This is a genomic window from Burkholderia sp. BCC1988 (assembly GCF_905339895.1).
Lineage (GTDB): Bacteria > Pseudomonadota > Gammaproteobacteria > Burkholderiales > Burkholderiaceae > Burkholderia.
On the sequence record NZ_CAJPHA010000035.1, the window covers coordinates 38,543 to 61,040 of the forward strand.

Consider the following 22,498-nt stretch of genomic DNA (forward strand, 5'->3'; position numbering starts at 1 on the left):
AACCGGATGAAGTCCGGCGCGCGGCGCATGCCAGGCTGCGAGGCCTTGATCAGCTGGTCGCGAGGCTGCTTTTCAGCAGGAATTCCAGCAAGTCGTCCGAGGTCGGTTCGCCCCAGGTGTCGATCGCCAGCCAACGGAAGAAACTGGTTTGCGCCAGCTTGCTCGCCTTCTTCTTCGGCGACAGCGTGAGATCCTTCGAACCGGCCACCGTCTCGTTGTAGCGCTCGATCAGCTTGGTCTGGTCGTCGATCTCCAGCTCGCGGAAATACGCACCGGCTTCGTCGACCTTCGCCGCCAGGTATTTGTCGCGAATCTGTTCCTGCTTGCTCTGCGCGGATTCCTTTGCCGGCGCGGCCGTTTCGGTCCCCTGACCGTCGGCCAGCGTATAGCCGTGTGTCAGCGCCTTGCGGAAATACGCGGCCACGTTGTCGACAGGGGCTGCATTCTTCTTCGTAGTCCGATTGAGCGTATAGGCGATTGCCGCCTTGATGCGCTGCACACCGTACTGCGTGATCAGCCGGCGCGCTTCCGAACGCGGGATGCCGAACTTGGCGACTTCGTCGACGAGTGCTTCGTTCTTGACGTCGCCTTCCTCGACCATATCCGCGCTCTGCTTGCGCGTCACTTTGAACTGGACGGCCTCCACGCTGCGACCTGACTTGTGTTCGATCAGCTCGAGCGTATGGTCGGAAACTTCGTTCACCTCCTGAATGCACGGCACCAGGACCTTGCTCTTGAAGAGCTTGTACTCCTTGTACGATTGCGATGCCTTGTCCTGACCGAGGATGAGATCGCGGAATTTTGGCAGCGGAATCTTCGCCGTGATGCCGATCCCTTCGTAGCGCACCGTGTTTTCCCACAGCGCAAGCGAGTGCGAGCGCCGAAACTCGCGCGCGATCCGCATATCGATGAGCGCGTAGATCTCCGGATTGAGCAGCTCGCTGCGAATCTGGTCGGAGAAGCTGTACTTCAGCACCGATTGCTCGAGTTCGGCGCCGGCGAGCAGGCCCGACGCCTTCCACACCGTCGAGCGGTCGGCCGCAAGGTAGTCCCAGTTGACGACGGTACTGATCAGCGAGTTGACCGTGTCCTTCACGTACTTCGTGTTGTTGCTGTTCAACCCGCTTTCGTGCGAGAGCGCGGCGATCGAGATCGAGAAGCTCGTCCGGCCGGGCTCGAACGCTTCCTGACGAAGGGCATTCTTGATCAACGAGCTGAACATCTTGCGCTGCTGCAGCCCGATCTTTCCGGACTTCGGAGCGATATGAATGGCCTGGACCGCCTTGCGCAGCAGATCGGGAGGCTCGGGCGTCTGAAATAGCGAAACCTGCTTGTCGGAGCCTTTGATTGCGGGCTTGCGCGGCATCGTGATGTCCGGAGAAGGTGACCGTGTTGATGGCGGACTTTATACCTTTTCCAGCCACCGAGCAACGTCTCTTTCTACGGTATCACTTTCACTATCGATGCTAAGTTCCCGTCACAAAAGGAAAAACCTAGGTTTTCCTATTTGTTCGGAGCCCCATATCCATATACCTTTTGGTCAAAAACAGCTCCCAAAACCTTCTACCTGTGTGGTTTGTCGCCAGGATCCGGCATGGGACTTGCCCTATCAAAGGTACCCATCCATGGGAAACAATCGACTCGAACTGGATTGGCGAACCCGATTCGTGGTGCCCTGCAACACGATCTGCGTTCCTCCCATAACGCGCTACCTTCAACACGCCCCATGAATGGGTACCTGTTGAAATCCACCGGCGTGGCGTTTTGTGTTCAACGGTGTCCGACAGGCGAAAATGCTCCCCATGGATGACTACCTTCAGATTCCCCCACAGAAGGTAACCTTTCTACCGGCCTGATCCTGTTTATGGGACGCCACAACTATAGGGACGAGCCAAACGAGATCACGCGGTCAATACAGGCACCCATAAACGACTACCTGAAGTCCGCCCCATAACCGGCTACCCCACATAAAATGCTGTGCCCGGCGGCACCAACCGATCAGCTGGAACGCACCATAAATGGCTACCAATGGATTCCCCCATAGAGGGCTACCTGAAGTGTTTTTGGTCCGAATTCCCATAACAGGCTACGCGTGCCCCATATCCACAACCCCCATTTCCCACAACGCGGTACCCGATTCCCCAAATCCACAGACCTGAAACCCCATACTCTTCCGCCTGTGCTCCCATAAATGGGTACCGAACACCTGTCAAACCCTTGCCAGACAAGGCTGTGAGCCGTCTAAAAGTAGTTAAAGAAGTAAACGTTGTTTACCAAAGATGTAAACACACGTGTGCCTGTGCAGAAAAACAACCCCCATAAACCGCTACCAAAGGGACTCCAGCGGGTTCGACGGGCACAGCAATCCGGGTCTCCAGCCTGTGGATCCCCCGATATGTGACCTCATTCTGCGAGCCTCCCAGGCCTGACAAGGCTTCGCAAGAGGGTGAGTACCTACTAACAAGCGCTCAAACGTAGAAACTTATGGGATGGAATCCGCGTTTTCGGGACATAGGTTCCCATCTATGGGATCGGAAAATGCCCACAGCGGGAGGTTTCTCCGTCCGGGATTACCCGTAGAAAACGGCCATCGCACCCGCACAGGAATACTGCGGGTAGGCTTCAGGGCAGTGAGAAATGACCGGAATTCATCCGCAAGCGGTTATTTTTGCGTCTGTGCCCGCGCTTCCGTGGATAAGTCTTCGGCTATCGCGCGCCGGCTCGTCCGACACTTTTCAGTCAGTGACCGGTGCGCGGACGAAACCCCGGGCCCTTGCTCCGTTCATTTGGCCTCATAGTTTTCTACCTTTGGGCCCGTATCGAAATCGGTACGGGATCTCGACAGACCGGACAAGAATTGCATCCCTGTGCCGGTCGACACGACGATCAAACGCGCTTCGGTCACGGCGATCCCGGCATGGTTCCGAACGTGAGGCGAGTCAACCAGGCTCACGCTCGCTGGAAACATACTCGAATCCCGAAAATGCTCACCGTCGGAAGTTGTCGGATCTTGTAAAGGCTCACCGACTAGCTCCTCGCAGGTTGATGGACCGTCCGTGCGACGCGTCCGCACGAGATAAGGGCACCCGATGGAAAAGCTGTGGCGTATGCGCGCAGCGCCAGACGCGCCGGCGTGCTTGTCGCACAGGCGCAAAACGCTTCGTGATGCAGATACGATGACGCGCGCAGCGCAGGCGCTCATGCGACTGCATCGTACGATGCAGATGCGCGATCGTGAACGAATGCCGATCGAAGCGCTCACCTTGTGCGGCAGATGTCATCTCCCAGAAGTGGCGACGAATCGCGCCGAACAGGTAACCATGCAAGCGGCCACCGGTTACCCGATCGTTCGCATCGTATCGGGCCGACGTGTAGTGGAACGGGGCGGACTCGGCATGGAACGATTCGTGGTCATTTATGGGAGGAGCCGTCGTTCGCGCGGCCGCAAATCGCAACATGGCGCACAGGTCCGCGATTCCGTCGCATGTTCTGCTCATGAGGCAACGATCGCGTTGCGGGAGCAGCAAATTCCACGGATGAAACAGTCGGCGTCGTACGCGGGCGCGGTGCGCCGAAGCGGATCTCGTCCTCATCGGCAACCTGCATCGTATCGACGGAACAATCCGCTTCGTCACATGTTTGCGGTGGTCGCACACGTCGCGTGATGTATTGCCGTGTCCCTGCGAAACGAGGATCCGGCGGGCACGCGGGAGACGTGACGATGCGACGTTTCCCATACATGTATCCCCAAGAATGTGCGCACGATAGCGCCACATTTTTTGCAACGCGGTTATGATGCAAAGGCCCTGATCGCGAGATGAAGACCGGCCAGGGGCAGGGGCGGTATCTCGATGTCCTTTCACTCCGTGACCAATCAGAAAAGAGAGTTCAGCGATGCGAATCCAGATCAAAAAACTGACGCTGGCTGCTACGGCAGCGGCGTTCCTCTTCGGCTCGGCTGCTCCGGTGTTCGCGCAGACCGACGCCAGCGCACCGGCCGCATCCGCCGCTTCGGATGCGAAAGCTGCGAAGCGTGAAGCACGCAAGGCAGCACGGGCAAAACGCAAAGCCGAACACAAGGCAGCGCGCGCGAAGAACAACGCCGAACTGAAGAAGCTCGAAGACGCGGGTTACAAGCCGGCGGCCAACGATCCGAACTACCCGCAGAACCTGCAGAACGCTGAGAAGAAGGCGGGCGAAGCCGCGGGCGCCAGCCAATAAGCGTCCGTCGCGAGAAAAGCCCCGGCTCGAGCCGGGGTTTGTCGTTTGTGCTGCGGAAACGCGATGCGTGTCCGGGCACCCATGCGGGTATCACATCCGCATCAAATAATTCGGTATCCTTTGTTTTTCGATGAGGTGGAAACCACCTCGATGCGGTGACTCTTCCTGCTCTGTCCGTCCGTCCTGTTCAGACTAGTAGTAATCCTACGGAATGCAAAAACCGTTGGATGAACGACGAGGCTCGTTCATGCACGAGCAATACGCGGCGTCGCAACGGCGCCCGAAACCCACACCGACCGAGCGATCGTCGCCGTCAGGACCTGGTCAGCGCCGCGCGTTCGCTGCCGCCGCATTCCCCGTCACTTTCAGCCAGTCCTTGAATGCCCGCACGGCTTCGTCCTCCGCGCGCGCAGCCGCCACATAAGTGAAGTAGCGCCACGGCGGCAGTGCCGGTTCGCTGAACGGCTGCACCAGCCTGCCTTCGGCGATGTCGTCCGCGACGAGCGCGATCGGCCCCATCGCGACGCCGAGACCGTCGAGCGCGCCTTGCAGCGTCAGATAGAAATGCTCGAGCGTGAGCGAATGCCGCGGCACCAGATTCGCGTGCCCCGCTGCCGCGAGCCACTCGGGCCACATGCCGGGATAGGTCGCCGCATGCAGCAGCGTGAAGCCCGCGAGATCGGCCGGCGTACGCAACGGCCTGCCCTCGAGCAGCTTCGGCGCGCATACGGGTAGCCTGACTTCGGACAGGAATTCCTCGGCGACATAGCCGTCGATTGCCTGCGGGCCGCCGCGGACGATCAGGTCGACCTTGTCGCGCAACTTCTCGATCGGCTCGTTCGATGTCGACAGCCGCACTTCGACGGCCGGATGGGCGACCTGGAACGACGACAGCTTCGGCACGAGCCAGCGCAGCGAAAACGTCGCGGGCGCGCTGACGCGCAGCACGCGCTGCTGCCCCTGGCCGAAATGCTGCGCGGTGGCCAGCGCAATCCGGTCGAACGATGCACCGACCTCGGCGAGGTACGCGCGACCGGCATCGGTCAGGTCGACCCGCCGGTTGTGCCGCTCGAACAGCGGCCGGCCAAGCCACGCCTCCAGTTGCTGGACATGCCGGCTGATCGCGCCATGCGTCACGCACAGCTCGTCGGCGGCGAGCGTGAAACTGCCGTGCCGGGCCGCGGCTTCGAACGCGCGCAGCGAATTCAACGGAGGGAGTCGTCGGGCCATTCATCGTTTCGCGTGAGTTTTACTCATGCGAATGCTCAGATTTAATCGTTTGATCGGGCGATCATGCTCCGCCAATATGGCACACAAACGGCCGATCCGGCCGGAATATGTGTCTGAATTTCTCACATGGAGTGTGGAGCATGCCGAACGTGGTGGTGGTGGGCGCCCAATGGGGTGACGAAGGCAAGGGGCGCGTCGTGGACTGGCTGGCGGCGCAGGCCGATCTCGTCGCACGCTACAACGGCGGCCACAACGCGGGCCATACGCTGGTCGTCGGCGACAAGACGTACAAGCTCGCGCTGTTGCCGAGCGGCATCGTGCGCGGCAAGCGCGGCGTGATCGGCAACGGCGTGGCGCTCGATCCGGAGGCGCTGCTGGCCGAGATCGGGCGGATGGCCGAGCTCGGGCTGTCGGTGACGCCGGACAATCTGTCGATCGCGGAGAACGCCACGCTGGTCCTGCCGATTCACCGTGCGATCGACCAGGCGCAGGAGCGTCTGCGTCGCGAACCCATCGGCACCACGCTGCGCGGGATCGGGCCGGCCTACGAGGACAAGGTGGGGCGCCGCGGGCTGCGGGTTGCCGATCTGGCGGAGCCGGACCGGCTTGCCGACAAGCTCGACGTGCTGGTCGATCACCACAATGCATGGTTCCGCGGCCTGGGGCTCGAGCCGTGCTCGCGCGACGCGATGGTTGCAATGCTGGTCGACATCGCACCGAAGATCCTGCCGTTCGTGCGTCCCGTGTGGGCCGACCTCAACGACGCGAACGAGCGCGGCGAGCGCATCCTGTTCGAGGGCTCGCAGGCCGTGATGCTCGACATCGACTGGGGCACGTATCCGTTCGTGACGTCGTCGGGCACCGTTGCATCGGCCGCGGCGGCCGGCACCGGCCTCGGCGCGTCGAAACTCGGTCACGTGCTGGGCGTGACCAAGGCGTACGCGACGCGCGTCGGCGGCGGCCCTTTCCTCACCGAACTGAACGACGCCACCGGCGAAACGCTGCGCACACGCGGACAGGAATTCGGCGTCAACACGGGCCGGCCGCGCCGCTGCGGATGGCTCGATGCCGCGCAGTTGCGGCAGGCCGTGCGGATCTCGGGTATCGATTCGCTCGCGCTCACCAAGCTCGACGTGCTCGACGGCATTGCGTCGATCGAGCTGTGTGTCGGCTACGAACTCGACGGCGCACGCGTCGACCATCTGCCCGCGAGCCTCGATGCGCAGGCGCGCGCAACGCCCGTCTATGAAACGTTCGCCGGGTGGGACGGGACCGTGAAGGGCGTGCGCGAGCGTGCGGCGCTGCCGCGCGCCGCACAGGATTTCATCGCACGCGTCGAGGCGGTCGCGGGCGCGCCCGTATCGATGATCACGACGGGCGCCGAGCGCGACGACACGATCGTGCTGAGCAATCCTTTCGACCCGGCCTGAGCGCGACGCGGCACGCGCAATGCGTGCCCGGCAGGCCGCCGCCATGCGGCCTGCATCGATCCGGCGCCGGTCGTCCTGCGGCATGGGTTGTCGCGTGAACGACGGCCTGCCGCCGCGGCGCACGGCAAACTGGACACGCCTGCATCGCTGCGGTACTGTTCCGCACGATTCGCGCCAGACCGGCCCGTGCCGGGGCGGGCGCCGCTGCGAAGCGATTTCAATCCCGGGGACATGTCGATGGACACGTTACAGATGATGCGCATTTTCGTCCGGGTGGCGGAGGAGGGCAGCTTCACGAGCGCGGCCCAGCGCCTGGACATCACCACCGCCTACGCATCGCGTTCGGTCGCGCAACTTGAAACGCACCTGCGCACCCGTCTGCTCAACCGGAGCACGCGCCGCATCGCGTTGACCGATGCCGGACAGCGCTATCTCGACCGATGCCAGCGCATCCTCGGCTATATCGACGAAGCGGAAGCCGAGGCGGCCGATGCGCAGGCGAAGCCGTCGGGGCGCCTGCATGTGCACGCGACGACCAGTTTCGGCCAGGCCTACCTGGTGCCCGCAGTGGTGCGATACCGGCAGCGCTATCCGTCGGTGGCCGTCGAGCTCACGCTGTCGCAGCACGTGCCCGACATCATCGACGAAGGCTACGACGTGTCGCTGCAACTGAGCGCGACGGAGTTGCCCGACTCGGGGCTGGTGTCGCAGCGGCTCGGCGATGTGCACAGCGTGCTGTGCGCGTCGCCGGCGTACCTGAAGGAACGCGGGACGCCGCGCACCGTGCGCGATCTCGAAGCGCATGCGTGCCTGCAGATCGTCACGCCGATCTTTCCGCGCGACCGCTGGCATCTCGACGGCCCCGACGGTCGCGAGACGTTCGAACTGCCGCTGGCGGATTTCCAGGTCAACATTGCCGACGCGCTCGGCGCCGCGTTGCGCGCCGGCCTCGGGATCGGCTCGTTGCCGATGTCGACCGCGGTGCCCGCACTGGCGAGCGGCGCGCTGGTTCGCGTGTTGCCCGAGTACCGACTGCAGAAACTCACGGTCTACGCGTTGTACGCGTCGCGCCAGTACCTCGACGCGAAGATCCGTACCTTCGTCGATTTCCTGCGCGAATGCGTGCCTGAAATGCTGTCCGCCGACGAGGCTGCGCTGCGCGGTTCCTGCGAGTCCTGAGCGAAGGCGGACGACGTGTGCCGGATCGCATGACGCGGCCCACGCATCGTCCTTGAGTCCAGGTTCCGGCTGCGCAAGATACTTTGCATACCTAAATTGATGGTGAAAAAGATGCGGCACGACTTCACCGACCGGCTGCATCGCTCGATGCGCGCCGTTATGGAAAACCTGCTTTCGATATCGGAGATCGTCGGTTCGGTGTGAAGCGTCGAGCGCGCGCCACCGCCGCTCGCGTAACGCAATCCTTGCCGCATACGACGACGCCACGGATGCAAGTCCGTGGCGTTTTGCTTGACGTGCATCGCTGCACGGCAGTGGCGGATGCCTGCTGCGGTATTACTGCTGCTTGTCCCAGAGCGTGCGCCCGAAGAACGTGAGCGTGCGATCCCACGCGATCTGCGACCACACCGGATCGAACTGCGTGCCGCCGATGCGGCCGGGGCCGACGGCCGTTTCGTTCGCGAACGCGTGATGCGCGAGATAGCGGTGGAATTCGACGTCGACCTTTGCATCGGTCAGCTTCTTCTCCAGCGCATCGACCTGGTCGATCGCGAAGAACGCATCCTGCGTACTCCAGTGACCCATCAGCGGCACCTTGATCTTCGACGGGTCGAGGTAGTCGAGCGGAGGGAAGCCGTACCACGTGACGCCGGCGTCCGCCTCGGCGAACTGCAGCGACAGCAGCGTGAGCGCGCCACCCATGCAGAAGCCGGTGACCGCCACGCGCGACGCGTGCGTCTTCAGGTATTGCACCGCGCCGGGAATGTCCTGCGACGCGGCGTCGCCGAAATCGAGGCCCGTCATCAGGTGGTGCGCTTCTTCCTCCTCGACCGTCGACTTGCCGCGATACAGGTCGGGCACGAGCGCGAAGTAGCCGCAGCGCGCGAGGCGATCGGCGACGCCGCGGATCTGGTCATTCAGGCCCCACCACTCCTGGATGACGACGACCGCGGGTGCGCCTTCGGTCTTTTCCGGCGTGGCGAGGTAGCCCTGCAGTTCCTGGCCGTCCGGACGGCGAAACGTGATCATGGAACCGGATGTTTGAGACATGAAACCGCTCCTTTTCGAAAAATGCGATGAGTGCGGCATCGGGTCGGCCAGCGAGTGCGGTATGCCCGGTGAGTCGAGGTCTCGCTCGCGTTCGCTTCGGCCGGCGCCGACCACGCGGCCATTCTATGCGCAAACGCCGGCGGTCTGCGTGAACGGCGCGATGCGGCGGCCGATTCGCGCGCGCGCGTCGATCGGGCGTCGTGCGGCGCGCATGTCGCGTGCGCCGAAAACACAACACCCCGCCCCGATGGACGGGAGCGGGGTGTTGCGTCGGCAACGGGCGTATCGCGGAATGCGTCGCGTGCGGCAGTCTTACTGACCGAAATAGACCGAGTCGCGAGCGTTCTGCTTGACCGCGATCGCGCGGCCGGCACGCACGCCGGCGGCGGCCTGTGCGCCGTAACCCGTCGCGTCGCCGTTCGTCACGCGCGCCTGCGCGGTTTGCAGCGCGTTCGGGTAGTGGACATCGGAGACTTCCGGCTTGTACCCGGCCTGTTCGAGCTGGACGAGCTCTGCGCGGACCTGGGCACGCGTCAGTTGGTCCGACGGGTTCGACTGAGCGAATGCGCCAAACGATGCGGACAGGGCGCTGGCAGCGGCGACTGCGTAGATGAACGACTTCATGATGACCTCCGGTTTTCGTAGATTTCGCGCTTCGCTTGTTGCGTTGAGCGGTTGATTTGCATCGTAGCGATCGCGATACCGGTCGGAAATAGGCGTTCCAGCGAATAATTATTGCAACTGGGTAAACGATTCGCGGGAAAAACGGGTTTTGTCGGACGATTGTTGGCGTGCCTGATGGCGGTCACGGGTTGCGGTGGGGCATGATTGTCGCGGCGGCGGTGAGTCGAGCATGGCATGTCGACGCAAGAACGACGGGCCGCCGCGCTACAGGACAGGAGCGTATGGCGACCGAACGTCGACCTTGGCCGATAGAAAGCTCAATTGAATCGGATAACGAAGTATTGATGGTGGACACGGAAAGCCGCACGCCCCATCGCGTTGAAATCGAGACCAGCCTTCCTTCGCGCATCGACCGGAATGCCCGTGCCGTCTCGTCGCGCGTACCACATCACGCGTCGACGATGGCCTGCCGTTTCCGGTATTCGGCAGGCGTGATCCCGACATGCCGTGCGAACGACCGTCTGAGCGTATCGACATTCGCGAAGCCGCATTTCGCGGCGACCTGCTTCGGCGTGTCGTGTCCGTTTTCTAGCAACTGGCGAGCCGCTGCGACGCGGGTCGCTTCGACCCACGCGGCCGGCGTCATGCCGACCTCCGCGCGAAAGAGCCGTGCGAAGTGGCGCGGGCTCATGCCCGCATGCTTCGCGAGTTCCGCCACGGAGTGCTCGAGTTCCGGATGGCTGGCGATCCAGCGCTGGACTTCCTGCAGCACCGAACGCCCCGCCGGGCGCGCCGCGCCGCTGCGGCTGAACTGGAGCTGCCCGCCCGGGCGCTTGAAGAACATGACGAGTTGCGCGGCGACGCGCCGCGCGATTTCTCGGCCGAGATCCTCCTCGACCAGCGCGAGCGCGAGATCGAGGCCGGCCGTGACGCCGGCACCGGTGCGCAGCTTGCCGTCGCGTACGTACAGCGCGTCCGCTTCGACGGTGAGCGACGGATAGGCGGCGGCGAGCGCATCGGCCGCGGCCCAGTGCGTCGTCAGGCGTCGTCCTTTCAGCAGGCCGGTCGCCGCGAGGATGAATGCGCCGGTGCAGATCGAGCCATACCGTTTGCTTTGCACGGCGGCCGATCGAAGCCACGCGAGCACGTCGGTGCGCAGCGCGATCCGGCCGGCACCCGGTGCACCGGCAACGAGCAGCGTGTCGATGCGATCGGGAATGTCGGGAGCGATCCAGTCGGCCAGCAATTGCGCGCCCGATGACGTGCGGATCGGGCCGGACTCGCTCGCGATGATCCGCAGCGTATAGAACGGTTTGCCGCTTTCGGCGTTTGCCTGTGCGAATACGTCGAGCGGCGCGGAGACGTCGAGCAGTTGTACGCCCGGTACCGCGAAAATACCCACGACCTTCGGCATGTTCGGTTGCGTGTTGTGTCGGTGTGTCGAATGTGACGCGTAGCAGTATAGACGCGCGGTGCGATGCGACGGGCGGGGCATCGGCGCATTACGCGGGTGCGATTCGATGGTTCCGGCAGTGGTGGCCGTCGATCGAGCAAAATGGCAGGATTTGGCGTAATACGCCGATTGATGCCAAACGACGGTCTCCGCAGAATGAATGCTGTCTTCCAAGGAGATCGATCATGACTGTGAACGTCGCCGGCATCACCCTTCCCGATAGCCAACTCGCGCGCGAGATCACCGAACTCGTACGGGATACCGAGTCCGAGCTGCTGTTTCATCACTCCAGCCGCGTGTACTACTTCGGTGCGCTCGCGGGCCAGCGCCGCGGGCTGAGCTACGATCCCGAACTGCTCTATTGCGGCTGCATGTTCCATGACATGGGGCTCACGCATCGACACAGCAGCGCGTGTGAGCGATTCGAAGTGGACGGCGCCAATGCCGCGCGCGATTTCCTGAAGAGCAGGGGCATTTCGCAGCAGGACATCGACCTCGTGTGGACCGCGATCGCACTGCACACCACCCCCGGCATTCCGCAGCACATGCATCCGGTCGTCGCGCTCGTCACCGCCGGTGTCGAGATGGATGTGCTGGGCCTCACGTATCCGGAGTACAGCGACGTCGAGCGAGAAGCCGTCGTCCGCGCGCATCCGAGGACGCCGCGCTTCAAGGAAGACATCATCCAGGCGTTCTACGACGGCATCCGGCACAAGCCGGACACGACGTTCGGCAACGTGAAGGCCGACGTGCTGGCCGACAAGGATCCGCATTTCCGTGCAGGCAATTTCTGCAGCGTGATCCGAGCGTCGGCGTGGGCCGGTTGATCGGCGTCGGTGGCGGGCACGGAGGATGGAAGGCAACCGGTGTGGCGCATGTCGTATTCGGTGCTCGGACGGGGCGGGCTCCGTTTCGTCGATGGAATATTCATTAGAAAAGTTGTTACGTGACAACTTCATGACGTCAGCCAGTGACTTCATATACGTGAACTTCACGATCTCACTTCGGGCGCGCATCTCCGATCACGCGTGCCGGGGCGGCGAGCGGGAAGCCCCGTTTCGCCGGCCCCCGCAATTGCCCGCCGTCGACCGGTCGTCGACCGCCTGACGACCGAATCCGCCCGTCTTAGGCAAAACGCCTATAATGGTTGGGCAAATTGCCGGAGAAGAGTCATGAGTACGATCGCGTTTCACCCTTCGGGCGTCGCGCACCCGCGCCAGGCCGAGTTCACGATCCTCGAGCAACTGCTCGCGATTCGCGTGCGCTCGGGCGCCGATCTCGCGGAGTTGGCGAGCGCGCGCGTCGACGTCGCGGTGATCGACCGGCTGTCGGAGCGCGGCCTGAAGTCGGACGAACTCGCCTTCATCATCCCGCGGCGCACGCTGAGCCATCGCCGCCAGGCGCACGAACGGCTGTCGCAGGAGGAGTCCGACAAGGCGATCCGGCTGGCGCGCATCGTCGCGCAGGCGACGGCCACGTTCGGCGACCCGGACAAGGCGATGGCGTGGCTGCGCAACGGGCTCCAACGCTTCGGCGGACGCACGTCGCTCGACATGGCGAGTACCGAGCATGGCGCGCGGCTCGTCGAGGAAGCCCTCACGCAGATCGACGAGGGGTACTTCGCTTGACGACGCTGTGGCGCATCAGCAATTACGCGGACCTGAAAGGCATCGGCGGATTGCGGGCCGGCGGGCGCTGGCATTTTGCCGGGCAGCCCGTCGTCTATCTCGCCGAGCATCCGGCGCTCGCGCTGCTCGAGACGCTCGTTCACTTCGAAATCGCCACCGTTGCGCAATTGCCGAGCGGCTACCAGCTGCTTCGGGTCGAGGTGCCTGAATCGGTGGATGTTGCCGAGATCGCGGAGGGCGATGCGCCGGCCGACTGGCGAGAGGACGTCGACTGGACCCGCAGCGCCGGCACCGAGTGGCTGCACACGCAGCCGAGCGCCTTGTTGCGCGTACCGAGCGTCGTCGTGCCGCACGCGCACAACTTCCTGTTGAATCCGCTGCACCCTGCCGCATCCGGGATCCGCATCGCCGAAGTCATGCAGTCGCCGTACGACAGCCGGATTCTGCGGCTGATCCAGTCGAACAAGAGCGAATAGGGCTGATTGCGCGTCGTCGAGCGGCACCGCGCCGATCAGCGCCCGCCTGCGGCTCCGGTCTGCCGGTCGCGGCGGGCAGGGTGCTACACGTCACCGATGCGAAACATGAAGGCGGCACACGGCAGCAACGATCGATGAACAGAACGGCCACGCATCGTGGCAAGGGGGCGCCGTGACGAACGCGCATCTGCTCGAAATGGACGCCATCCTGTCGGGCCCGGGGTTTTTCGATTTTCTCGGCGACGTCGATTGCGATCGCGCGCTGGCCAGCCGCGAGGCGGAGCCGTTCGACGCCGGCTGGATGACGGCATTCGACGAAATCGACGGCGATCCGGGCGCCGTGCTGGACAAGCCGGCCGTGGATGCCCTGAGGGAAAAGGCGTTCAGGCTCGCGTTCCGGGCATCGGGGAATGCCGACATCGCGGCGTGCGTGTCGGATGACATCGAGCTGATCGCGCGAAGCCGGCTGTCGGGCCGCACCGACGGCTGGCCGTCACGCGTTCTTTGGGATACCTACACGAACGGCCGGTTTCCCTGCTAGCCGATGCGGCGTACCGGATGCGCCGAGGCATGCGATCGGACGATGCCAATCACGTGCCTGCCGCGATGATTGTCAAACAGTGTGAGTCAATCGTCAGCATTTGCAACGGAAGTAACAGTCCCCGCAATTCGACGGTTTCGGGCGTGGGTGCGGCTACATTGGCTCCACCTGCCGCACGTCGCGGTGAGGCATGCGACAAGCCGCACGAAGGCGGCCCGCAGCAACAACGTCTTTGGGGAGAATGACCATGAACAAGATTCGCACGATTCTGCTTGGCGCCGCGCTGACGGCAATCGCATCGGCCGCTTTCGCACAAACGGCCCAGACGGGCGCAGAAGGTTCCGCCGGCGTCGGTGCACAAGTCCAGACGCCGCTGCTCGGCGGCGGCGTGGGCGTGCAGGCGGGTGCAGGCGCGAATGCCGCGGGCTCGGGGTCGGGCGCAGGCAACCTGGTCGGCGGTGCGCTGAACGGCGTGGGCAAGACGGTCGGCGGCGTCGGCTCGGCAGCGGGCAACGCGGTTGGCGGTGCGACGCAGGCGGTCGGCTCGGCTGCAGGTTCGGCGAAGGATGCCGCGACATCGGCCGTGCACACGACGAAGTCGCACGTGAAGCACGTTGCATCCTCGGCAAAGAGCCACGCGCAAGGCGCGGTGTCGACGGCGGGTGATGTCGCAGGCGGCGCGAAGGCGAAGGCCGGCGAAGCGCTCGAGGGTGCGGCGAACTCGGTGCAGGGCGGCGCATCGGTCGGCGTGAAGGGTTCGGCGTCGGCACAAGGCGGCGCGCTGTAAGCGATACGCTTTCAGCCAAGGCCCGGCCCGCTTCGATGCGGGCCGGGCTTTTTTTTCGGCGCGCGCCGCGCATCGCGGCCGCGTCAGTGTGCCGCGAACCGGAATAGGCGTGCCGCGCACCCTCTGCCCATTGCCTGCCCGCCATGCTTAAATAGCGGGGCTCCCGGTCGACGGTCGTTCTTGCGCGGCACCGGTCGATGCAGGCAAGCATGTCCGATCGGCAGCGTGACGACAGACGACTCCAAAGCGCTGCCGCGGCCCGCCCGGCGTGGTCCGATAACATTCCGAGGCATCACGACCATGACCATCCCGTTCCGTCTTCTCGCGCTTGCCTGCGTGCCGTGGCTCGCGGCTTGCGCGTCACCGCCCATGCCGCGCGGCGAGTGACGCGTGCGGGGTGAGCACGGTGGGCGCGAGGCCGGACGAATTCGCGGCGCCCGCTTTCAGGTACCATCCCGACCCGCTGGCGACGGGCGGCACGATCGGTGCGGACGAGCGCCGCCACCTGCGACGGCGCATCCGGCGGCGGTCCGGCCTGCGACCAGCGGCCGCGCGTCGTTCGACGGCGCACAATGCCGGTCGACATCGCCCTTTCGTCATGAACCAGAGGAATCTTCGTGAAGTTCATCCACGCCGCAGACATTCACCTTGACAGCCCGCTGCACGGCCTGAGCGCGTATCCGGATGCGCCGGCCGCGCAGTTGCGCAACGCGTCGCGCGAGGCGCTGCGGCAGCTCGTGGATCGTGCGATCGAAGAGGAAGTCGCGTTCCTCGTGATCGCCGGCGACCTGTACGACGGCGACTGGAAGGACCACAACACCGGCATTTTCTTCGGCCAGCAAATGGGCCGCCTGCGCAAGGCCGGCATTCGCGCATTCGTGCTCGGCGGCAATCACGATGCCGAAAGCGAGATGACGAAGAAGCTGACCTTGCCCGACAACGTCACCGTGTTCGGCCACCGCAAGCCGGAAACCTTCAAGCTGCCGGAATTCGACGTGGCGCTGCACGGGCAGAGCTTCAAGGACAAGGCCGTCGTCGACAATCTCGCGATCGGCTATCCGGATCCCGTGCCGGGCCATTACAACATCGGCGTGCTGCATACCGCGCTCGAAGGCTATGCGGCGCATGCGAACTATGCGCCGTGCTCGCTGGCAGAATTGCATGCGAAAGGCTACGACTACTGGGCGCTCGGCCACGTGCACGAATTCCAGCATTGGTCGGGGCCGTCGACCGTCGTGTTTCCCGGCAACCTGCAGGGGCGCCATATCCGCGAGACGGGCCGCCGTGGTGCGGTACTCGTGACGGTGGAGCAGGGCCGCACGCACGTCGAGCGCCTGTACCTCGACGTGCTGCGCTGGGAAGCGTTGTCGGTCGACGCGTCCGATTGCCTGACGGTCGCCGACCTGTCGAGAAAGATCGGCCAGTCGCTGGAGACGCTGTTGAGCGTCGATGGCCACGTGCCGCGCGCGGTGCGCGTGACGGTCACGGGCCGCACGCCCGCGCACGGTCTCTTCTTCGGCCGTGCGCCGCAATTGCGTGCGGAGGTGCTGAACCAGATCGGCATCATCGGCAACGAACGGCTGTGGCTGGAGAAGGTCCGGCTCGCGACGTCCGCGCCCGTGCAGCCGCAAGGCGAGAGCGAGCAACTCGAGGCGCTGGAGGATCTGAAGCAGATCCTGGCCGATGCCGCACACGATCCGGATTTTCTCGCGCTGCTCGAACGCGACCTGAAGCCGTTCGTCGGCAAGGTGCGCAGCGACGTGAAGGAAGAGGTGCCGCTGCTGACGATGGCGCGCGCCGGCGAACTCACGGCGCTGGTCGAGCAGGTCGGTCCCGCGTTGCTCGCGCGGCTGGCGAGGGGGGAATAAGCGATGCGAATCAGCCAGCTCGACCTGATCAAGTACGGCAAGTTCACCGACGAGACGCTGCGCTTTCCGTCGGCCGGCCAGGATTTCCACGTGATCGTGGGGCCGAACGAGGCCGGCAAGTCGACGATCCGGACGGCCGTGTCGGAACTGCTGTTCGGGATGAAACTGCAGACCCCGCTCGACTTCCTGCATGCGACGCCCGAACTGCGGATCGGCGGCGTGCTGGAGGGCGGCGCCGGCGCGCTCGCCTTTCATCGCGCCCGCGGGCGCAGTCCGCTGCGCACGCCCGCCGACGACAAGCTGCCGGACGACTATCTCGACGCCATCCTCGATGGCGCGACGCGCGAGTTCTTCGAACAGATGTTCGGGCTCGACCACGGGCGGCTCGTCGACGGCGGCCGGAGCATTCTCGACGCGTCCGACAAGCTCGGCCAGGTGCTGTTCGAATCGGCGGCGGGTGTCGGCACGCTCGGCCCCGTGCGCGAGGAACTCGACGCGCGCGCGGCGGAGCTGTGGGCGCCGCGGCGCAGCGGCAGCGCATTCGCGCAGGCCGAGACTTCGTTCAACGAAGCAGTTGGCGAACTGAAGGCAGTCCAGGTGCGCACGCGCGACTGGGTCGATCGCAAGGAGGCGCGCGACGCGGTCGAGCAGGAGATCGAGCAGGCGCGCGCGGAGCAGCGTCGCCTCGAAGCGTTGCGCTCGAAGCTCGAGCGCGTGCGGCGGCTGGCGCCGTACCTGAAGGAACTGACGATCAAGGAAGCGGCGCTGGCCGAACTGGGGGCCGTCGTCGAGCTGCCGCCGACCGCGTATGCCGACTTGCTGAAAGCGCAAGGCGATCTCGCGGCCGAACAGAAGGTGCTCGAGGAACGGCGCGCGGACCTGCTCGCGAAACGGCAGGCGCGTGATGCGATCGATCCGGATGCCGACGCGCTCGCGCTCGAAGCCGATATCGAAGCGCTCGACCGGCTGCGCGGCGCATGCATGAATCATGCACAGGATCTGCTGTTGCTCGGCGCGGACGTCGAGCGGCATCTGTCCGCCGCGGGTTCGTCCGCCGCGCAGCTCGGCTGGCCGACCGACGAGACGTCGCTGCGCGCGGCCCTGCCGACCGCGCTGTCGCTGAAGACGGTCGCGAACCTGCTGCGCGACCACGGCGCGCTGCATCAGGCGCTGGCCGGCGCGCGCGAGTCGCTCGACGAGCGCACGCAGGAGCTCGCGCAGGCACGGGAACAACTGGCGCGCCTGTCGACCGTCGATGTGCCTGAAGCGCTTCGTGCGGCGCTCGCCGATGCGCAGGGCTTTCGCAATAGCGGGCAGCGTGAACAGGCACTCGAACGCGACATCGCGGCCGCCGAGCAGACGCTGTCCGACGCGCTCGATGCGCTCGGCCAGTGGCGCAAGCCGGTCGACGCGCTGCGTGCGCTCGACGTGCCGTCGGCGGCTCGGCTCGGTGTGCTGCTGACCGAAGCGAGCGAACGCGCGAGCGCGGCCGCCGCCGCACGCGATGCACGGGACGGCGCGCAGGAAGAACACGAGCGGCTCGAACTGCAGGAGAAGCATTTCGCTCAGACCCACAAGGTCGTCACGACCGCCGAGGTGCTGGCGGCGCGCGCTCGCCGCGATGGCGCCTGGGGCGACGTTCGCAGCGGCGCGGTGGATCTCGCAACCGGCGCGCCGGCTGTCGACGATGCGATTCGCCTTGCCGACGAACTCGTCGATGCGCAGCTCGGCGCCACGCAAGCGGCGGCGACACTGCAATCGCTGCGTCAGCAGGTCGAATCCGCGCACGTCGTGTTGACGCGCCGGCAGGCGACCGTGGACGAGCGCGAACGCGAGCTGGCGGCACATCGCGACGCGTGGGCCGAACTGGCGACGACGGCCGGCGTGCCCGGCATGCCGCTGGCGGCGATGGGCGACTGGCTCGCGAAGCGCGACACGGTGTTTGCCGCGCAGCTCGAGCTCGACCGCCTGCGCCGCGAATTCGCGACGATCCGCGATGCACGCGCCGGCGCGGAAGCCGCGTTGCGTTCGGCGCTGCGCATGGTATCGCGCGGCGGCGACGCCGAAGGCCTGACGGCACTCATCGCGATCGCCGGGACGTTCGTGCAGTCGGCGGAGAAGACGCTCGCGCAAAAGGACAGCCTGGAGGACCGCGCGCGCGAAGCCGAACGCGGATGCGCGACGGCTCGTTCGCGCGCAGGCCAGGCCCAGACCGCCTACGATGCGTGGCACGCGCAATGGCGCGACGCGCTTGCCGACGCGAAGCTGTCCGCCCATGCGGTGACGCTGGCTGCCGCGGAAGGTGCGCTCGCACTCGCGAATACGGTGACCGCCGAACTGGCCGACGCCGATGCGCCGCGCAACCGGATGACCGCGATCCGCGCGGAGCTGGCCGCGCTCGAGGCCGGCGCACGGCGGCTGGCCGAAGCGCTCGAGCCCGCGTGGCTGGCGAGCGGCGACTGGCTGGACGTTGCGCGCCGGTTGACGATGCGCGTTGCGGCCGCACGGGAAACCGCGCGTGCGATCGGTCGTGCCGACGACGCGGTGCGGCAGGCCGACGGCAAGGTCGCCGATGCCGCCGCCGCGGTGGCGGGCGCGGATGCACGCGTTCAGCCGTTGCTGCAACTGGCCGGCGTCGCATCGATCGACGCGGCGCTGCCACTGGCCGAGCAATCGGATCGGCAGCGCCAGCTTCGCCAGGCCGTCGATGCCGCGAAGGAGGCGCTGGTGCGCGACGGCGACGGCTTGTCCCAGCCGGCCGTCGAGGCCGAGGTCGCTGAACAGGACATCGCCGACGTGCCCGCGCATCTCGAAGCGGTGAAGCAGTCGCTGGGCGACGTCGGCACGCGCCTGAACGCGCTCGCGCAGCAGCAGGTCGTGGCCCGGCAGGCATTCGGCGCGATCGACGGCCAGGCGAATGCGGCCGTGGCCGAAGCAAAGCGGCAGGAAGCGCTCGCGGCGATGGGCGATGCAGCGGAACAGTATCTGGAAGCGGCGACCGCGAGTCGCTTGCTGAAGTGGGCGACCGATCGTTATCGCGACCAGAAGCAGGGGCCGATGCTGCGCCGGGCGGGCGAGATTTTCGCGGGACTTACGCTGGGCGAATTCGCGCGGCTGACCGTCGACACCGAACGGACGCCGCCCGCGCTGTATGCGCGGCGCACGAAGGGCGCGTCGGTCGAGGTCGCCGGCCTGAGCGAAGGGACGCGCGACCAGTTGTTCCTCGCGCTGCGGATCGCGGCGCTCGAACTGCAACTCGCCAGCAGGACCGGGCTGCCGTTCGTTGCCGACGATCTGTTCATCAACTTCGACGATGCACGTGCGAAGGCGGGGCTCGAGGCGCTGCGCGATCTGTCGACGCGAACCCAGGTACTGTTCCTGACGCACCACGATCACCTGCTGCCGCTCGTACGGGACGTGTTCGGCGCGCAGGTCAACGTGGTCGCGCTGCAGCGCGAGGCAGCCGGCGCATGACGCCGGGCGGCCCGATGTCCCGATACGTGGGAATGGTCATCGCGTACAGGTAGTATGTGCGGTTCCGAAACGCACGCGACCGGTTCTGCCGGTCACGGGTCCGGCCACACGAGGGATCGATATGAACAAGCTGGTAGCTGCCATTGCGTTCGCGGCGGACAAGCATCGCAATCAGCGGCGCAAGGACGACGAGGCGTCGCCATACATCAATCATCCGATTGCGCTGGCCGCTGTGCTGGCCAACGAAGCCGGCATCGAGGACGAGCGCGTGATCGTCGCGGCGGTGTTGCACGACACGATCGAGGACACGGAGACCACCGAGCAGGAACTGCTGCGGCTGTTCGGCAAGGACGTCGCGGACATCGTGATGGAAGTCACCGACGACAAGTCGTTGCCGAAGGACGAGCGCAAGCGCCTGCAGGTCGAGCATGCGGCGACGATCAGCCGCCGCGCGAAGCTCGTGAAGCTCGCGGACAAGATCTGCAACCTGCGCGACATCGCCCGGCATCCGCCCGCGGACTGGCCGCTCGAGCGCAAGCAGGCGTACTTCGACTGGGCAAAGTCGGTCGTCGACCGGATGCGCGGCGTACATCCGGGCCTGGAAGGGATCTTCGACGCCGCGTACGACGCGCGGCCGGCCGACTGACGCGCGGCCATGCGGGCGGCCCGATCCCGATCCGCCGAGCGGTCACTGCCTGCGGTGGCGGGCGTCGACGTGGGCGGCGACAGGAAGCAGTGCGACCTCGTGATCCTGCGCGGCTCGACGATCGTCCGGCGCGAGGCGCGGATCGCGCCCGAAGCGCTGCCTTCGCTGTGTATCGAGCATGACGTGGTGGCGGTCGGCGTCGACGCGCCGAGCCTGTGGTGGACCGGAAGCGGACGCCGGGCGGCCGAGCAAGCGCTCGCGCGTGAACGGATCTCATGTTTCCCGACGCCGTCGCGCGAGCAGGCCGTGGCCAGCACGTCGGGCTTTTTCGACTGGATGTTCATGGGGGAGCGCGTCTACCGTGCGCTGGCCGGCGCCTATCCGCTGCTGACCGACGCGCGGTATGCCGGCGGGCGCGTGAGCTTCGAGACTTATCCGTACGCGATTACCTGCGCGATGCTCGGCAAGGCGATTGCGTCGGCGAAGCAGAAGCGCAACCAGCGGCGGCAATTGCTCGCGCAACTCGGAATCGACGTGTCGACGCTGCGATCGGTCGACGCGCGGGACGCCACGCTGTGCGCATTGACCGCGCAGTACGTGATCGACGGCAGCGCACACGCGTATGGCGATGCGGACGGCGGGTATATCCGTGTACCGGTGGTCGGCGAGACGATCGTTCTCGATACGGTCCAGTCAGGGGCCGTGGCTCGCTGATACCCGTGAGCCCGTGGCAGCAGGGTGAGCTTTTTCGGGACGCGCATCGGATTGTCGACGTCACGGTGTCGAGCAGGGACAGCCGGTCGGCATGTGCGGAGCAGGTGGCGTGCGCATCGACATAGGCAGTCGACGCACCGTATGCCTCACGGCCGTGATGCTCAGTCTTCGAGAATGGACTTCGGCACGCTGGAGAGATCGCAGGCATCTGCCTGCTCGAAGTAGCCTTGCGCATCGTCGATCATCACGACCGCGACGTCGATCAGTTCGTCGAGCCGCTGCAGCAGCGATTCGCGCCACTCGAAGTCCTCGTCGCGCTCGGGCGTCTTGTCGAGCTGCTCGATGATCGAGTCGGCGGTCTGCAGGAACGGGATCGCCTGTTGATAGTTTTCGATCGAGACCATCGCTGCGTTGCGCGCGCCGACGAGCCGTTCACGATGCTCGTCCGCCAGTTCGGACTCGCCGCTGATGCGCGGCAGGACATCCGAGATGCGTTGCAGGAGCGGCGGGACCTGTTCTTCGAGCATGACGGCGCGCTCGCGCAGCGCGGCGTATTCATCGCGGAGATCGGCGTCGCCGGATTGTGTGGTGCTGTCCATCGTCGGTGTGAGTGCGTTGTTCGATCGCGGCATGATACTCGACGGCGCGCGCCCCTTCGTTTGTTCCGCAGCCGGATGACGAGAGCGCGACGCCAATACGGAGCGCGGAGGAACAGGGGATGTCGTCGACCGCCTATATGTAGGAGGAAAGAAGGCGGCGCTCCTGATCCGTCGTGGACTTCTCGCGTTGCTGTATGTGTTGAGCGTGACACCCCAAGCCCCGAGCGCGGCAGCGCACGGGGGCATTTCAAAATATTTTCACAAAGGGGTTGCGCAGACGAGGGCCGGTGCTTAGAATCACGCCTCTTTCGCGCTAACGGAAACGCGGCGCGGGAGAAGAAGGGAAGCGGTGCTGTCGGTCGGGTCGTAGCGGCCTCGGCGGTGCTGGAAGTTGAACCCCAGTCGTCGCAACGAAGCAGTTAAAAAGTTGTTGACGAACTGAAAAAGACGGTTCATAATCTCGCTTCTCTGCTGCTGAAAACGCAGCGCTGCTGAGAAAGCCTTCGGGTCCTCGCAGACATGCTCTTTAAAAATTAACAGCCGATAAGTGTGGGCGCTTGATGGAAGCGAGCTGATCC

The 22,498-nt window shown here is 65.2% G+C and carries 20 protein-coding genes; 13 read left to right on the plus strand and 7 right to left on the minus strand.

The window, feature by feature from the left end; genetic code table 11:
- Positions 1–49: 49 nt before the first annotated feature.
- Complete coding sequence (locus tag U4012_RS33355; RefSeq protein ID WP_321803988.1) at positions 50–1,366, minus strand: replication initiation protein; 1,317 nt, start codon at positions 1,364–1,366, stop codon at positions 50–52.
- 1,723 nt (positions 1,367–3,089) lie between these two features.
- On the opposite strand from U4012_RS33355, the gene U4012_RS33360 reads away from it, so the two are divergent.
- Positions 3,090–3,665, plus strand: a complete 576-nt coding sequence (locus tag U4012_RS33360; protein ID WP_321803990.1) for a hypothetical protein — start codon at positions 3,090–3,092, stop codon at positions 3,663–3,665.
- Between the two features lie 229 nt (positions 3,666–3,894).
- On the plus strand, positions 3,895–4,221 hold the full coding sequence (locus U4012_RS33365) for a hypothetical protein (protein ID WP_044848822.1): 327 nt from the start codon (positions 3,895–3,897) through the stop codon (positions 4,219–4,221).
- Between the two features lie 324 nt (positions 4,222–4,545).
- Here the strand turns inward: U4012_RS33365 and gcvA are convergent, their stop codons facing one another.
- A complete protein-coding gene (gene gcvA / locus U4012_RS33370) occupies positions 4,546–5,451 on the minus strand; it encodes a transcriptional regulator GcvA (protein ID WP_044848823.1) in 906 nt (301 codons plus the stop codon).
- Between the two features lie 140 nt (positions 5,452–5,591).
- On the opposite strand from gcvA, the gene U4012_RS33375 reads away from it, so the two are divergent.
- Positions 5,592–6,881, plus strand: a complete 1,290-nt coding sequence (locus U4012_RS33375) for an adenylosuccinate synthase (protein ID WP_321803993.1) — start codon at positions 5,592–5,594, stop codon at positions 6,879–6,881.
- 237 nt (positions 6,882–7,118) lie between these two features.
- Positions 7,119–8,060 carry a LysR family transcriptional regulator gene (locus U4012_RS33380; protein WP_044848839.1) on the plus strand — a complete coding sequence of 314 codons (942 nt, stop codon included), beginning with the start codon at positions 7,119–7,121 and terminating at the stop codon, positions 8,058–8,060.
- A 336-nt stretch (positions 8,061–8,396) separates the two neighbouring features.
- Here the strand turns inward: U4012_RS33380 and U4012_RS33385 are convergent, their stop codons facing one another.
- The 3 genes from U4012_RS33385 to U4012_RS33395 form a co-directional block, all read right to left on the minus strand.
- Entirely contained in the window at positions 8,397–9,110 is a 714-nt protein-coding gene (locus U4012_RS33385) for a dienelactone hydrolase family protein (RefSeq protein ID WP_124530008.1), read from the minus strand.
- A 312-nt stretch (positions 9,111–9,422) separates the two neighbouring features.
- A complete protein-coding gene (locus U4012_RS33390; RefSeq protein ID WP_124893821.1) occupies positions 9,423–9,734 on the minus strand; it encodes a DUF4148 domain-containing protein in 312 nt (103 codons plus the stop codon).
- 448 nt (positions 9,735–10,182) lie between these two features.
- Positions 10,183–11,148 carry a GlxA family transcriptional regulator gene (locus tag U4012_RS33395; protein ID WP_185640901.1) on the minus strand — a complete coding sequence of 322 codons (966 nt, stop codon included), beginning with the start codon at positions 11,146–11,148 and terminating at the stop codon, positions 10,183–10,185.
- Between the two features lie 224 nt (positions 11,149–11,372).
- Here U4012_RS33395 and U4012_RS33400 point away from each other — a divergent pair, with 224 nt between their 5' ends.
- The 9 genes from U4012_RS33400 to U4012_RS33440 all read left to right on the plus strand — a co-directional run bounded on the left by U4012_RS33400 (position 11,373) and on the right by U4012_RS33440 (position 21,321).
- Positions 11,373–12,014 (plus strand): HD domain-containing protein, encoded by a 642-nt coding sequence (locus tag U4012_RS33400; RefSeq protein WP_321803999.1) that lies wholly within the window; start codon positions 11,373–11,375, stop codon positions 12,012–12,014.
- A gap of 345 nt (positions 12,015–12,359) precedes the next feature.
- On the plus strand, positions 12,360–12,815 hold the full coding sequence (locus tag U4012_RS33405; RefSeq protein ID WP_124667906.1) for an antitoxin Xre/MbcA/ParS toxin-binding domain-containing protein: 456 nt from the start codon (positions 12,360–12,362) through the stop codon (positions 12,813–12,815).
- Entirely contained in the window at positions 12,812–13,291 is a 480-nt protein-coding gene (locus U4012_RS33410; RefSeq protein ID WP_044848830.1) for an RES family NAD+ phosphorylase, read from the plus strand. Before U4012_RS33405 ends, U4012_RS33410 begins: the two co-directional genes overlap by 4 nt.
- A 172-nt stretch (positions 13,292–13,463) precedes the next feature.
- Positions 13,464–13,832, plus strand: coding sequence for a hypothetical protein (locus tag U4012_RS33415; RefSeq protein WP_321804002.1), 369 nt, complete (start codon positions 13,464–13,466; stop codon positions 13,830–13,832).
- 247 nt (positions 13,833–14,079) lie between these two features.
- On the plus strand, positions 14,080–14,619 hold the full coding sequence (locus U4012_RS33420; RefSeq protein ID WP_044848832.1) for a hypothetical protein: 540 nt from the start codon (positions 14,080–14,082) through the stop codon (positions 14,617–14,619).
- A 617-nt stretch (positions 14,620–15,236) separates the two neighbouring features.
- Positions 15,237–16,487: a metallophosphoesterase family protein gene (locus U4012_RS33425; protein ID WP_124489712.1), complete on the plus strand. Its 1,251-nt coding sequence runs from the start codon at positions 15,237–15,239 to the stop codon at positions 16,485–16,487.
- Between the two features lie 3 nt (positions 16,488–16,490).
- Entirely contained in the window at positions 16,491–19,961 is a 3,471-nt protein-coding gene (locus U4012_RS33430; protein ID WP_321804005.1) for an ATP-binding protein, read from the plus strand.
- A gap of 121 nt (positions 19,962–20,082) precedes the next feature.
- Entirely contained in the window at positions 20,083–20,607 is a 525-nt protein-coding gene (locus tag U4012_RS33435) for an HD domain-containing protein (RefSeq protein WP_044848835.1), read from the plus strand.
- Positions 20,608–20,616: 9 nt separating this feature from the next.
- Positions 20,617–21,321: a DUF429 domain-containing protein gene (locus U4012_RS33440; protein WP_321804008.1), complete on the plus strand. Its 705-nt coding sequence runs from the start codon at positions 20,617–20,619 to the stop codon at positions 21,319–21,321.
- Between the two features lie 161 nt (positions 21,322–21,482).
- Here U4012_RS33440 and U4012_RS33445 read toward each other — a convergent pair whose 3' ends face one another.
- Together U4012_RS33445 and U4012_RS33450 are read right to left on the minus strand one after the other, a co-directional pair.
- Positions 21,483–21,953 carry an ATPase gene (locus tag U4012_RS33445; protein ID WP_124667900.1) on the minus strand — a complete coding sequence of 157 codons (471 nt, stop codon included), beginning with the start codon at positions 21,951–21,953 and terminating at the stop codon, positions 21,483–21,485.
- Positions 21,954–22,217: 264 nt separating this feature from the next.
- Positions 22,218–22,498, minus strand: a 281-nt coding sequence (locus U4012_RS33450; RefSeq protein ID WP_321804011.1) for a hypothetical protein, incomplete at its 5' end; no start/stop codon positions are given.